Source organism: Pengzhenrongella phosphoraccumulans, from assembly GCF_045689905.1.
GTDB classification, from domain to species: domain Bacteria; phylum Actinomycetota; class Actinomycetes; order Actinomycetales; family Cellulomonadaceae; genus Pengzhenrongella; species Pengzhenrongella phosphoraccumulans.
In genome coordinates this window covers 3,423,500-3,437,357 of the sequence record NZ_CP144210.1, presented here as the reverse complement: position 1 = coordinate 3,437,357, position 13,858 = coordinate 3,423,500, and the positions used below count along the sequence as shown (strand labels likewise).

At 73.3% G+C, this 13,858-nt stretch carries 12 protein-coding genes; 2 read left to right on the top strand and 10 right to left on the bottom strand.

The window, feature by feature from the left end:
• Nucleotides 1-16: 16 nt before the first annotated feature.
• From nagB to VTA80_RS15800, 6 genes are all read right to left on the bottom strand, one after another.
• On the bottom strand, nt 17-799 hold the full coding sequence (nagB, locus tag VTA80_RS15825; protein ID WP_407342048.1) for a glucosamine-6-phosphate deaminase: 783 nt from the start codon (nt 797-799) through the stop codon (nt 17-19).
• The gene (locus VTA80_RS15820; protein ID WP_407342047.1) at nt 799-1,746 is read right to left on the bottom strand and encodes an ROK family protein; all 948 of its coding nucleotides are present in this window, start codon (nt 1,744-1,746) and stop codon (nt 799-801) included. The genes nagB and VTA80_RS15820 overlap by 1 nt, the downstream gene beginning before the upstream one ends.
• 1 nt (nt 1,747) lies before the next feature.
• Nucleotides 1,748-2,593 (bottom strand): carbohydrate ABC transporter permease, encoded by an 846-nt coding sequence (locus tag VTA80_RS15815; protein ID WP_407342046.1) that lies wholly within the window; start codon nt 2,591-2,593, stop codon nt 1,748-1,750.
• Complete coding sequence (locus tag VTA80_RS15810) at nt 2,590-3,555, bottom strand: carbohydrate ABC transporter permease (protein ID WP_407342045.1); 966 nt, start codon at nt 3,553-3,555, stop codon at nt 2,590-2,592. Before VTA80_RS15810 ends, VTA80_RS15815 begins: the two co-directional genes overlap by 4 nt.
• Before the next feature lie 109 nt (nt 3,556-3,664).
• A complete protein-coding gene (locus VTA80_RS15805) occupies nt 3,665-5,026 on the bottom strand; it encodes an extracellular solute-binding protein (protein ID WP_407342044.1) in 1,362 nt (453 codons plus the stop codon).
• Between the two features lie 103 nt (nt 5,027-5,129).
• On the bottom strand, nt 5,130-6,266 hold the full coding sequence (locus VTA80_RS15800; RefSeq protein WP_407345791.1) for an ROK family transcriptional regulator: 1,137 nt from the start codon (nt 6,264-6,266) through the stop codon (nt 5,130-5,132).
• A gap of 151 nt (nt 6,267-6,417) precedes the next feature.
• On the opposite strand from VTA80_RS15800, the gene VTA80_RS15795 reads away from it, so the two are divergent.
• Nucleotides 6,418-6,786, top strand: a complete 369-nt coding sequence (locus VTA80_RS15795; protein WP_407342043.1) for a GntR family transcriptional regulator — start codon at nt 6,418-6,420, stop codon at nt 6,784-6,786.
• A 25-nt stretch (nt 6,787-6,811) separates the two neighbouring features.
• Here the strand turns inward: VTA80_RS15795 and VTA80_RS15790 are convergent, their stop codons facing one another.
• From VTA80_RS15790 to VTA80_RS15775, 4 genes are all read right to left on the bottom strand, one after another.
• Nucleotides 6,812-7,192 (bottom strand): ATP-binding protein, encoded by a 381-nt coding sequence (locus VTA80_RS15790; RefSeq protein ID WP_407342042.1) that lies wholly within the window; start codon nt 7,190-7,192, stop codon nt 6,812-6,814.
• A gap of 112 nt (nt 7,193-7,304) precedes the next feature.
• Nucleotides 7,305-8,060, bottom strand: a complete 756-nt coding sequence (locus VTA80_RS15785; protein ID WP_407342041.1) for an ANTAR domain-containing protein — start codon at nt 8,058-8,060, stop codon at nt 7,305-7,307.
• 162 nt (nt 8,061-8,222) lie between these two features.
• Nucleotides 8,223-8,717 (bottom strand): hypothetical protein, encoded by a 495-nt coding sequence (locus tag VTA80_RS15780; protein WP_407342040.1) that lies wholly within the window; start codon nt 8,715-8,717, stop codon nt 8,223-8,225.
• Nucleotides 8,718-8,765: 48 nt separating this feature from the next.
• Nucleotides 8,766-12,845 (bottom strand): DUF2510 domain-containing protein, encoded by a 4,080-nt coding sequence (locus VTA80_RS15775; RefSeq protein WP_407342039.1) that lies wholly within the window; start codon nt 12,843-12,845, stop codon nt 8,766-8,768.
• Nucleotides 12,846-13,026: 181 nt separating this feature from the next.
• Between VTA80_RS15775 and VTA80_RS15770 the strand changes: the two genes are divergently transcribed.
• Nucleotides 13,027-13,857 carry a pentapeptide repeat-containing protein gene (locus VTA80_RS15770; protein ID WP_407342038.1) on the top strand — a complete coding sequence of 277 codons (831 nt, stop codon included), beginning with the start codon at nt 13,027-13,029 and terminating at the stop codon, nt 13,855-13,857.
• The last annotated feature ends 1 nt before the right edge of the window (nt 13,858 follow it).

Genomic DNA, 13,858 nt, shown 5'->3' with positions numbered 1-13,858 from the left:
GCCGGCTCGTGGCGTCCTACAGGCCTTGCCAGACCGGCTTCGCGGCGTACGTGCTGCGGAAGTAGTCCGCGAGCTGCAGACGGCTCGCGGCGGCGTTGTCGACGAGCACGGTGACGTGCGGGTGGTGCTGCAGGATCGTGCCCGGCCACATCGCGCTCACGGGCCCCTCGACGAGCTGGTGCACGGCGTCCGCCTTGGCCCGACCCGTCGCGATCAGCATCACGTGCCGGGCCCGCATGATCGTGCCCAGCCCCTGCGTCAGGCAGTGCTGCGGCACCTGGTCGACGTCGCCGCCGAAGAACCGCGCGTTGTCCGCGCGGGTCTGCTCGGTGAGGGTCTTGATCCGGGTCCGCGACGCGAGCGACGAACCCGGCTCGTTGAAGGCCACGTGGCCGTCGGTGCCGATGCCGAGGATCTGCAGGTCGATGCCACCCACCGAGGTGATCGCGTCGTCGTACTCGGCGCACGACGCCGCGAGGTTGTCCGCGAGGCCATCGGGACCGCGAACGGCGTTCGGGGCGAAGTCCACGCGCCCGGCGAACTCGGCCTCGATGACGTTGCGGTACCGCTCCGGGTGGTCGATCGGCAGGCCGACGTACTCGTCGAGCATGAACGCCCGCGACTTGGCGAACGACAGGCCGTTCTCCTTGTGCCGACGCACCAGCTCGTCATAGACCCCGAGCGGGCTCGACCCCGTCGCCAGCCCCAGAACCGCAGAGGGGCGAATGCTCAGCAAATTCTCTATTGCGCCGGCGGCGAGCCTTGCGAGCTCGTCAGGCGTTGCGATGATGACCTCCATCACGCCACCGTCCCACGGCCGACGAGCGCGGCGCCAATCGCTGCCAGCGGCACCCCGCAGGGCGCGAGCCGGAGCCGGTCGCCGATCCGCATCGAGGCGAGGAACTCCGATCCGGCCGCCTGGGCGTCCAGCGCGGCTCGGACAGCGGTCAGCAGCGGCTCCCCCAGCTCGCCCACTCCCCCACCCAGCACGACGGCGGCGACGTCCGTGGTGAGCACGAGGATCCGCACGGCGGCCGCGACCGCGCGCGCGAACTCGTCCCGCAGCGCGATGGCGGCCGGGTCGCCCTGGGCGGCGGCGGCGAACAGCGCCGCGGGCGGGGGCACGTCACCGCTGCCGGGCCAGCGCGCGTCGAGCGAGGCCCCGGAGGCGTAGAGCTCGAGACACCCCCGCTGTCCGCACGCGCACAGCGGGCCGTCGAGCACGAACGGGAGGTGCCCGATCTCGCCCGCCGCGCCGAAGGCGCCGCGCCGGAGCCGCCCGTCCATCAGCAGCCCGGCGGCGAGCCCGGTCCCGAGCGCGAGGAACGCGAGGTCGGCTGGGGTCCCCGCGGCGTGCGCAGCGCCCAGCGCGGCCACGTTGAGATCGTTCTCCGCATGGACCGTGACCCCGCCGAGCGCACCCGAGATCAGGCCGGCCAGGGGGGTCGGCTCCCCGGGCAGGCCGAGGTTGACGGCGTGGGCCACGGTTCCGGTCCCCGGGTCGACCATCCCGGGCACCCCGATCCCGACACCGACGAGCGCGTCGGGCGTCGTGGCGGCGTCGCGCACGAGCGTCCGCACCGCCGCGGCCGCCGTGGCGACGACGCCGTCGACCCCGCGCACGGTGGGCAGGCGGACCGAGCCCAGCACGGCGTCGTCGGGCCCGAGCAGAACCCCCGAGGTCTTGGTGCCGCCGATGTCGAGGCCCACCACGAGCCCGGTGATGACCTGTATGGACGTGGTCACGTCACCCCTTCACGGCGCCTGCGACGAGGCCCGAGGTCATCTTGCCCTGGACGAAGAGGAAGAACACGATGACCGGCAGCGCGATCAGGGTCGACGCCGCCATCACCTGGCCCCAGTCGGTCTCGCGCGCCGCGCTCGACTGCAGGAAGGTGCGCAGCCAGATCGGCAGGGTCTGCTTGTCGGCCGACTGCATGATCACCAGGGCGACCGTGAACTCGTTCCACGCCTGCAGGAACGCGTAGACGCCGGACGCGACCAGCCCCGGCGCCAGCAGCGGCAGGGTGATGCGCAGGAACGCCTGCGTGCGGCTCAGGCCGTCGACCATGGCTGCCTCCTCGAGCTCGGCCGGCACCCCCGCCACGAACCCGCGCAGCATCCAGATCGTGAACGGCACGACGGCGGCGATGTACACGATCGAGACGCCGAGCACGGTGTTCAGCAGGTTCAGGCTGCCGACGAGCTTGTACTGGGCGATGAACAGCCCCTCGGCGGGCAGCATCTGCACGATCAGCACCGCGACGATGAACGTCTTGCGTCCACGGAACCGGAACCGGCTGATCGCGAGCGCCGCGAGAAAGGCAAGCACGAGCGCCGCGGCCACCGTGATGACGCTCACCGCGAGGCTCATCTTCAGCGCGGTCGTGAAGCTCGAGCCCTGGATCACGGCCCGGAAGTTGTCGAACGACCCACCGAACGGCACGAAGGTCGGCGTGAGCGACTGCAGCTGGACGTTGGCCAGCAGCGACGAGTTGGCCATCCAGTAGACCGGAAAGGCCCAGACCAGCGCGACGACGACGGCGACTGCGCCCAGGCCGGCGCGCGCCGTCCGCCCGCGGGTGGTGCTCATGACTCCTCCTCGCGCAGCAGGCTGCGGATGTAGAACGAGCTCAGGGCGACCGTGAGGACGAGCACGAAGATGGACACGGCCGAGGCCATGCCGTAGTTGCTGCTCCCGGTGCCGAGCTGGTAGATGTACGTGCCCAGCAGGTTCGTCTCGCTCGGGGTCGAGCCCGCGTCCTGGAGCATCCGGATCTGCGCGAACACCCGCAGGTCCCAGATGATCTGCAGCAGGAGCACGATCGCCAGGACGGGCCGGATCATCGGCACGATGATCCCGGTGAACCGCTGCCGGGCGTTCGCGCCGTCGATCTGCGCGGCCTCGAGCACCTCCTCGGAGACCTGAGTCAGCCCCGCGTACACGGAGAAGGCCACGAACGGGACCGACATCCACACCACGATGATCGTGGCGACGAAGAAGAAGGACAGCGGCTGCTCGAGCCAGTTGTGCCCGCGAAAACCGTCGAACCCGACGGCGTCGAGCAACCAGTTCACGACCCCGCGCCGCCAGTCGAACAGCCAGCGCCACACGGTCATGGAGGCGACCACGGGCATCGCCCAGGCGAGCAGCATCGAGATCTGCAGCACGAGGCGCGGGCCGCGACTCACCGCACTCATCAGGAGGGCGACCAGGATGCCGATCGCCAGGGTCGCGAAGGCGTTCACCAGGCAGAACGCGATCGAGCGGGCCACCACGGTCCACAGGTAGCCGTCCGTGGCCAGCGTCACGTAGTTGGCCAGGCCGACGAACTTGGCCGGCTGGCCGAACTGCTGCGAGAGGCCGAACTCCTTGAGCGAGGTCACCACCTGCCAGCCGAGCGGGTAGCCCATCGCGAGCACCATGATCCCGACCGAGCCGGCGATCAGCGCGTACGGCACGGCAGACCGGCGCGGCCGGCGGGCCGGCGGCGTGGGCAGCGGCGGGTCGAGCGGCGGGTCGTCGAGCGGCGGTGCGGGGGCGACGGCGGTCACGTCGGAGACTCCTCTCGGGGGTGGGTGGTCACGGGTACGGCGTGGATCGGTCGGTCGGGTCGGGGGCGACCAGGTGCCGCCCCCGACCCGACCGGGTCGAACCGACCGATCAGCCGGCGCTGCCGGCGAGCATCGGCGTGATCTTGGCGTCGTACTCCTTGGCGAGGGCCACGACGTCGCCGCCCTGGGAGACCTTGCTGAAGAACTCCTCGAGCACCTTCGAGGACTCGACCGAGGCCCAGCCCGGCGCGGCCGGGGTCAGCTTCGAGTTCGACGCCGAGTCGATGAGGGCCTTGGCGAACTGGTCGTCGCCGAGCGAGGAGACGTACTTCTGGTTGGCCGGCCCGAGGCCCGCCCCGCCGAGCATCTTCTGGTAGTCGGCCGAGAAGATGATCCGCATCAGCGACTTCGCGAGCTCGGGGTGCTGGCTCTTGGCCGAGATCCCGATGTTGGAGCCGCCCGCGAACACGGGCGCGGGCTTGCCGTCGTTGCCCGGGAGCACGAGGATCCCGAACTTGGAGTCGTTCCACTCCCGGGCCGGTTTGCCGTCGGCGCCGGTGACGAGGTCACCGATCGACCAGTGCGCCCAGCCCGGAGCCATGATCGTGGCGGCGGCCAGCGACGTGCTGGCCGTGACGGCGCCGTCGGCGTCCTTCGCCTCGTCGGTGTCGTTGATGTAGAGCCAGGGGCTCTCGTCCTTGGCGTCCGCGGGAGCCTTCGAGGCGCTCGAGTAGATCGCCTGGAGCTGCTTCAGGCCCTTGATCGAGTTCGGGTCCGACAGGGTTGAGGTCCAGGTGTCGCCCTTCTTGGTGGCGAGGTCGCCACCGTTGGCGAAGATCCACGACACCCCGTTGCGCCAGTCCTGGCCGCCGAGGAAGAAGCCGGAGAAGTTGTCGATCCCCCGCGGGTTCGTCTGCGCGAGCGTGGCCACCGAGGAGTTGAACTCGTCGAGCGTCTTCGGCATCGTCAGGCCCGCCTCGGCCCAGACGTCGGTGCGCACGAACATGTACCGCGAGCCGAAGTAGTACGGCAGCGTGAAGTTGGCGCCGTCGACCACGCCCGCCGCGACGAACGACTGCAGCAGGTCGCTGCCGCCCAGCTCGTCGTACATGTCGGAGATGTCGAGGAACGCGCCGACGTTGGTGTACGTCGGCGACTGGGTGTTGCCGAGCTCGACGACGTCCGGGGTGTTGTTCGCGTCCGGCAGCGCCGTGGTGAGCTTGGCGTCGAGGTCGCCCCAGGGCTGCTCCTCGATCACGAGCTTCGAACCGGCGTTCTCGGCAGCGAAGGTGTCGACGAGGTATTTGCGCAGCTCGTCGCTGGTGTCTCCACCGGCGAGCCACAGCTTGATCGTGGCGGCTTCGGTGCCGCCGGACGCGGTGGCGTCACCTTGCGAGGTGGCGCCGGAGCTGCAGGCGGTCAGGGCGAGCGTTGCCGCCGCACCGACTGCCGCGAATCGTAGAATCCTCACGTTGGGGTTCCTCCCAGGTGCGAAGGCGAACGCCGGTCGGTGTCGCCGTGGGTGTGCTGCGGGTACTGGAACTTCGACTTGCAGGACGGACAGCTCGGGATCGTCACGTGATCCCGAGCTGTCCGGACAGCACGAGAACGGCGGCCCCGGACAGGGCGACGTCCTCGCCGAGCGTGGCCATCCGCAGCTTCAGCTCCGCGCCGATGACCGGCATGGTGCGCTGCGCGATGGTGTGGAGCGCCGCCGTGCTCAGGGGGCCGTCGAGCAGCTCTTGCGGGCCGCTGAACAGCACCTCCGACAGGTTGAGCGCACTGACGACGGGAGCCAGGGCGACGCCCAGGATCCGTCCGACCGATGCGAGCTCCGCATCGGCAGCTTCGGGGGTGAGCCCGTGGACCCGCCGCCGCAGGGCGGGCACGGAGAGCAACGTCTCGAGGCAGCCACGTCGGCCGCACGCGCACAGCGGCGCGGGCCCGCCGGCGCCGTCGTCGTCCACGACGGTGACATGGCCGAGCTCGCCCGCCGCGTGCCGGTGACCCTGGACCAGAGCGCCGTCGAGCACGATGCCCGCGCCGACGCCCTGACCGATCGTGAGGACCATCAGGCCGGAGCCGCCCGCACCGCCGAAGGTGAACTCCCCGAGCGCCGCGGTGTTCGCGTCGTTCGCGACGTGGCAGGGCACGCGCAGCGCTGCGGTGAGGTTCGCGGCGAGCGGCACGTCCGTCCAGCCGAGGTTCGGGGCCTCGAGCACGGTCCCGGCCCCGTCGATCACCCCGGGCGAGCCGATGCCTACCCCGATCACGGGGCGGTCGGCGGCGGCGAGCAGGTCGCGGCACAGGCTCTCGAGGGCCACCAGGGCGGCGGCGCCCGTCCGACCGTCGAGGCCGACCGAGCGGCGGACGACGACGTCGCCGGTCAGGCTGAGCACGGCCCCGCGCATGGACGCGCCGTCGGCCAGGTCGACCACCACGATCTGGAAGTCCGCCGTCCGCATCCCGACGAGCGTGGCCGGCTTGCCGACGCGGCCATCGATGCGGACCCCGAGCTCCTCGACCAGCCCGTCGGCGATGAGATCCGCGACGAGGTCGGACACCGTGACCCGGGTCAGCGACGTGCTGCGCGCGAGGTCGGCGCGCGAGGTCGGACCGGAGTGGAACAGGTGCTGGAGCACCATCGACCGGTTGTGCGCCCGGGCGTGCTCAGGGAGCACCTTCGCGGTCGGACGCAGGCCCCGACCCATGCCGCGCCCGGTGGAGCTGTTGGCGAAGCCGCCGGCGACGAGAGTGCGATTCACATTTGTTAGTAGACCTTCCTTACTTATTCCTGTCAAGGGGTGGCAGTGATCGTGATCACACCGTGACCTGAGCGGTGCACCGGCTAGGTTGGCCGCCATGATCCCTGCGCTCGACCCGCACTCCGCGACCGCACCGTACGAGCAGATCCGGGCGCAGTTCGTCGCAGCGATCCGCAGCGGCGTCCTCGCTCCGGGCACCCGGCTGCCCACCGTGCGCTCCCTGGCGCAGGAGCTCGGCCTGGCCACCAACACGGTCGCGCGCGCCTACCGCGAGCTCGAGCAGGCCGGGGTCGTCCAGACAAGGGGGCGCCTCGGCACGTTCGTCGAGGCGTCGGGAGCGACCGAGCGCGCGGCCTTCGCCGCGGCGCAGGACTATGTCCGCCGGGTCCGTGAGCTCGACGTGGACGACGACGGCGCCGTGCGCTGGGTGCTCGACGCGCTCCGGGTCGGACGCGACCGACCGTAGGTCCGCGACCGGACCGGACGAAGCGTCAGGCCACGCCGAGATCGACGTTGAACCACACGGTCTTGCCGCCCGGGCCGCGGTCGTTCACGCCCCAGGCGCTGGACAGCGCGTCGATGAGCATCATGCCTCGGCCGTCCGGCGACGTGGCCGCCGGCTGACGGACGACCGGTTCACCGGCGCTCTCGTCCGTGACGGCGACGTTGACCAGGTCACCGGACCGCCAGGTCCGGATCGTGATGTCCCCCGCCGCGGGTCCGTGCAGCACGGCGTTGGCGAGGAGCTCGCCCGTGAGCAGCTCGATGACGTCCGACGCATCGGACGGCACCCCCTGCGCGGCGAGCATGCGCACCACCCAGTGACGACCCGCGCGGGCAGCGGAGGGTCGGGCCACGAGCAGCAACTCCATCGCCCCACCTCACAGGTCAGACCGCCGCGCGGGCCGCGGCGGCCGTCGTCCTGGGAGCAAGTATTACCAATACTGCGCCGCAGCGGTAGCGGCGACGCTGACGACCCCGCGGTCAGCTCTCCGCGCGCGGCCGGAACTGGCCCGCGGAGGGGACCGATCCGGCGATCCCCTGCACGACTGCGGCGGCCACGTCGCGCAGCTTGATGTTGCGATGGCTCGACGCGCTGCGCAGGATCTCGAACGCTTCCTCCGACGAGCAACGATTCTGCGCCATGATGATGCCGATCGCCTGGTCGATGGTCGCCCGCGAGGCCATCGCTGCGGTCAGGTCTCCGTTGATCACGGTCTGCTCGGAGATCCGGATGCACAGGGCCATCACCCGCGCGACCTGCTGGGCGAAGATGGCCGCGCGCTCGAGTCGCTCCGGCGCCCAGGGCTCCTCGTCCTCGGAGTAGAGGTTCAGCGCGATCGATGCCCCGGGGCCTGCGGTCGCCGAGAGCGCAGCGGCCGACCGGAAGCCGGCCCGCACGGCAGCCTCGCGCCACTCGACCCAGCGCTCGTCGTGCCAGATCTCCCGACCCATCACCGTGCGATGCTCGTCCATCGAGGTGATGCACGGCCCCGAACCGGCCGCGACCTCGACGTCATCGCACCGCGCGGTCCGGACGTCGCTGCTGGCAGCGCGCCGGTCGTGGCCGCGGTGTCTCAGCGTGATGCCGCAGTGGGTGCCCGCCCCGATGTGCTCGGGCGCGTGCTGAGCGAACTCCTCCAGGTAGTCCTCGATGCTCGCGGTCTCGAGCAGCAGCGAGCCCAGCTCAGCGCGGGCTTCGAGCATCTCGGCGTCGTTTGGTACAGCTTCGTCAGTCATGTGCTCCCCCATTGCCGGGTACGGAAAGTTGCCCGGTGCATCGCTGACTACGCGCCCGATTTCAGGCGCACGGAACTTGGCGACGACCCTCCACTCTCGCATGTTGCGCCCGGCGGCGTACCGATATCGGCTTGCTTGTCCCCTCGGAAAACGAGGGCAGGATCACTCCCACCCGGTGGTGAGATCGGCCCACCGGTGGCGGGTCGATCGTGCGGCGGCACGCGCCTTCTCCAGCGTCGTCGCGGCGAGCACGGCCAGCAGCCCGACCGCGGCCACCATGACCCACAGCCCCGCGCCACCCCACCCGGGGAGCAGGGCCACGAGAGGCACGACCAGCAGGACGACCATCGCGAGCACGACGACGAACCCACCGAGCACGACCCGCCGTCGCACGCGCGTCAGCAATCCCCAGAGCACGACGGCGATCCCGAATCCGGCGGCGACCAGGCCGTCGGCGACGGACACCGTGACGGCCTGGACGAACGAGGCGCCGACCAGGAAGGCCACCCCCACGAACTCGACGGCGACGACCGGTGGGCCGGCGAGCTCCAGGCCGTGCGCCCGGCGGTCCCGCCGCCACAGCGCCACCGTGGACAGCAGGGTCAGCCCGATCGCGATGGTGAACCACGAGGCCCGGCCCCCGACGGCGTCGGCCACGAACACGGTCCAGGCGAGGCAGGCGAGCGCGGGGGCCAGCAGCTGGAGCTAGACCTGCCGCCAGGCGACGCCGACGGCCGCGACCCAGACAGCGGCGGCCGCGATCCCCGGCACGAGGACCATCCCATCGGGCAGCTGAGCCAGGCCACCGAGGATCGCCACGACGGCGGCCGCTCCCCCGAGCTCGGCCGCGGGCCTCGCCCACGGCGACGACGAGACCCGGCGACCGGCCGCCAGCAGGGTCAACGCGAGCGAGACCGCGATGACCGCCAGGACACCGACCCGCGCGCCGGGGGCCGCACCCCCGACCGCGAGGGCCACGAGCAGGCCGGTCAGCAGCGCTGCCCCGGCGGCGTCCCGCAGCGCGGCGACCCGCAGCGGTGCGGCCGCGATCGCCAGCCCCGCAGCCATGGCGAGGGCTCCGATCACGCCCCCCGCGCTCGGAGCCACGCCCGGCAGCCCCAGGCTCGCGAGTCCGACGCTCACCCCCACGAGGACCCCGGTCGCACCCCAGGTCCAGACGAACACCCCGCCCCGCCCGCGCGACGACGCCACGACCGCCGCGATCAGCACCCCCGTGCCCCCGACCACGACCGTCATGTCGCCGGCCAGCTGAGCCGGCCAGCCGCTCCACGCCAGCACGGCGCACCAGCCGGCGACCCCCGCGGCGGCACCGGCAGCGACACGCACCGCCTGGACGGCACTCGCAGGCACCGCCGGGACGGCACTCGCAGGCACCGCCAGCGCGGTGTGCGCGGCGGACAGCGCCAGCAGCGCCAACGCCAACCACCCGCCGCCCGCCTGCCACGCGCCGAGGAGGATCGTGCACGTCCCCGCGAGCCCGACCGCATCGCCGAGGCCGGGGACCGCGCGCACGCGCACCGCGACAGCGACGGCCAGCAGGCCGACCACGACGAACGTCGCGGTGAACGCGTCCCCGTCGGCGGCCGCCGCGAGCGCCGTGAGCGCGACCGGGGCGGCGGCGATCAGGAGCGGGACGTCCCACCGGACCCACCACTGGCGGTCCGGCGTGAGCCGATGCAGCGCCTCGCCCGCGAGCAGCAGCACGGCCGCGACGAGGACGCAGATCCAGGGCCGGGTGTCGAGCGAGGCCGCAATGAGCCGCACGACGGCGCCCCAGGCGAGGATCGCCGCGACCCCGCCGAGGCTGCCCGCCCGGGCCAGCAGCGCCGTGGCGAGCACGACGAGCGCGACCACGAGCGTCAGGCTGCCTCCCGCCGCCGGTGGCAGCACCACGGTGAACAGAAGTCCGGTACCGACCTCGATCGCCCCGAGCACGAGCGGAGGGACCGCAGCGCGGTGGACGGGCGCCCACCGGGGCACCCACGCGCGTCCTCGCAGGTCGGTCGCGGCGGCGGCGATCACCAGCGCGCCGCCGACGGCGACCAGGGTCAGCGTGGCGGCCGTCGCGGGCTCGAGCGCCGCGAACCAGGGCACGCACCGCCCGGCGAGCAGTCCCACCCACGGGGCGACCGCTCCCCACGCGACCCAGCGCATCACGGGTGCCCGGCGGGCCGGCGGCACGAGCACCACGCACACCACGACGGCGGCGAGCGCCACGACCGCGGGCCACGCCGCGCGGGCCGTGACCACCGCGAGGATCCCGGCGGTGAACCCCGCCCAGGTCATCGTCGCGACCCGCCGGTCCGGCCGGCTCGCCCGCGCCACCCCGGCGTAGCCGACCGCTGCGGCCGCGAGCACGGCCGACGCCCACGGGTCGGCCAGCGCCACGAGGCCGGCGACGTCGAGCGCGAGCCACACCGCCACCACCCCGCCGACCGAGGCCAGCACCCACGGCAGGTAGCGCGCCGATCCACCGACCCTCGCCAGCGCCCTCCCGACCAAGGAGCGGTCGCGATCGTCGCGCGCGCCGGTGACGACGAGTCCCGCCGTCGCGGCAGCGGTGGCGACGACCAGCCCGAGACCCGAGCCTGCGAGGGCCAGCGCGACGAGGGTCAGGGCGTGCCCGGCCAGGCCGATTGCGGCCCGCACGGGTGACGCGCCGGTCGCCGTCGGCCACGCGAGGTGAGCCGCGACGACCAGCGCGAGGCCGGCCACGGCAAGGACGCCGCCGCGCACGCCGTCGGGCAGGCCGGCGACCTCGCACGTGAGGATCCAGGCCCAGCCTGCGAGCGCGGTGACCACCCACGGCCGGGCGGTCGGGGCGAGCGGGCCGAGCACGCCCAGCGTCGCCAGGATGGCGAACACTGCGACGACGACCCAGCGCGCCGCCTGGGACGCGCCGTCGGCCACGAACGCGACCTGGGCACCGAGGGCGACGACGACGAGCGCGCCGACCCACCAGCGGCGCCAGAACAGGTCGCCGGCGGTGCGGCGCAGCACGGGCCGCGTCGCGGGCACGGTCGCGAGCGCCGTCAGGGCGGTCGCCGCGAGGAGGCCCGCAGTGGAGCTCAGGGCGGCCGTGAGTGACAGCACCGCGGCCAGGGGCAGGACGGCGACTGCTGCGTCCAGCGCCAGCGCCGCGGGTCGCACCCAGCGGGTGCGGCGGGCAACGGCCCAGGCGCTCGCCACCGTGAAGGTGCCGACCGCCCACCACGGGTCGACGGTCACGGCGACCAGGCACACCACGAGCCCGGCCGCCGGCGCCAGGAGAGCAACAGCCGGCCGACCGCGCCGGCCGAGGACCTCGACGAGCGTCAGGAACACGGCCGCCGACAGCGCAGCCGCACCGCCGTGCGGCGAGCCGGAGAGCAGCGCGAGGGTGATCCCGGCCCACCAGCCGGGCAGGACGACGTCGAGCACCCGCGCGGGCACGCGGACCCGCTGCAGCTCCGCCGCCGCCAGGATCCCGATCCCCGCGAGCGCCACCGGGATCGGCGGCCAGCCCTGCGCGACGCCGGTGAGCAGCGCGAGCGCACCGAGCACGACCGTCCCCGGCAGGGCCGCGGTGAGCGCGGGGCCGGAGAGGCGCAGCCGCGGGCGACGGCGCGCGACGACCACGGTGGCTACCAGGGCCGCCGTCATCGCGGCCACCTGGGCACCGGTCGGCACGGCCACGCCCTCACCGGTCGGGACGGCCCGACCGGTGCCGAGGGTGGCCATCGCGGCGGTGAACCACAGCGCGGGGCCGACGAGGAACCGCAGACCGCTCGCCGGGTGGGTGCGCGACCACTCCGCGTACCCCGCGGCGGTCGTCCCACCGAGCAGCGTGAGCGCGACGACGAGGGTGGGGCCGGACAGGTCGCGCGGGAACGCGAACCCGTCCACGACGCTCGCCGTGACCATGAGCGGGACGAGCAGTCCGCCGACGATCTCGAGCGCCCGGCCGACGACCTCGGCGCCGTGCCGTCGCAGGAGCTGGGCCGCCGCGAACGGGAGCACCGCGCACCCGAGCTCGGCGACCGGACGCAGCCCGGGGGTGACCTCCCCGAAGGCGAAGGCGACCAGCCCGAACATGCCGACGAAGAGCATGAGGACGCCGAGGTAGGCCAGCCCGTGCACCGCGAGGTCCGACCCGATCGCGCCGCGGGCCCGCGCCCACCACAGCGCGCGCGGCGACAACGCCGGGGCCGGGCGGGGCCACACGGGCGGGGTGGCGAACTGCGGCGTGGCGAACTGTGGCGTGGCGAACTGCGGGGTGGCCCTATGCACGCCCGCGTCGGGCAGCGGCACGAACGGCGCCGGCACGACGGGTACCCGCACGGAGCGCGGCGTCGCGATGGGCGCGATGGGCACGGGCGCGACGGGCGCGATCAGCGCCCGCGGCACCACCGGGACGCTCGGCGCCTGTGCCTGTGCCTGGGCCTGGGCCTGCGCTGTCAGGTCCGCCACCACGACGAGCAGCGCCTTGATCTGCGCGGCGGAGAGCGAGGCGCGTTCATGAGCCTCGCGCAGGAAGACGTCGTCGACGAACCTCAGGGCCTCCAGGTCGCCACGTACGGCGGGGCGTCGGGCCCAGGTGGGGTCGGACCACACGTTCGGACCGACGGCGACCCAGGACGTCCACGCCTGACCCGACCAGTACCGCTGCGGCGCGTGGGCCGCCGGGTCGGGATACCAGCCGGGCACCGCTGCCGGTCGCATGTCCGACCCGGGCCCGTTGCCCGGCAGCCCGGCCACCCCACCGCTGCGTCCGGTTCCCGGCACGACGATCCCCCTGATGTTCTCGACGACCCCGAGCACACGACCGGGGACGAGGACGAAGGTACCGGGACTCCCCCGCTGCCCTCGTGGGCCCTGTGGACCGCGCGCGCGTTAGGGTCGTCGCGAGCTCGCCCATCGGCTCGAGCCGGCCCATCCACTCCTGCGAGACGAAGGACGGGGCACGTTGACCCAGCCGCCTGACCGAACGCCGCCCACCGCCGACCGCAGCAGCCTGCACGCGGACTGCGCGAGCTGCTTCGCGCTGTGCTGCGTCGCGCCGGCGTTCGCCGCCTCGGCCGACTTCGCCCTCACCAAGCCCGCCGGCCAGGCCTGCCCGAACCTGCTCGCGGACTTCCGGTGCGGCATCCACACGAGCCTGCGGGACAAGGGCTTTCGGGGGTGCACCGTCTACGACTGCTTCGGCGCCGGCCAGAAGGTCGCCCAGGTGATCTTCGGCGGGCAGGACTGGCGGTCCGCCCCGACCACCGCGCGGCAGATGTTCGCGGTCTTCCCGATCGTGCGCGATCTCCACGAGCTGCTCTGGTACCTGACCGAGGCGATCGCGCTGTCGCCGACGGGGCCGCTGCGCACCGAGCTCACGGCCGCGCTCGACGAGACCGAGCGCCGCACGCGGGGCACCGCCGTCGAGCTCCTGGCGCTCGACATCGGGTCGATCCGGCAGGACGTCAACCCCCTGCTGGTGCGCGCGAGCGACCGCGCGCGCGCCGGCGCTCGCCACCCGAAGGACCTGCGCGGCGCCGACCTCATCGGGGCCAAGCTCACGGGCGCGGACCTGCGCGGGGCCAACCTGCGCGGCGCCTACCTCATCGAGGCGAACCTCCGGGGCGCAGACCTGCGCCTGGCGGACCTCACCGGCGCGGACCTGCGGGGCGCAGACCTGCGCGGCGCCAACCTGGTCGACAGCATCTTCCTGATCCAGTCCCAGCTGGACGCCGCCAAGGGCGACATCACCACGAAGCTGCCGGCCGCGCGCACGCGGCCGGCGCACTGGTAGC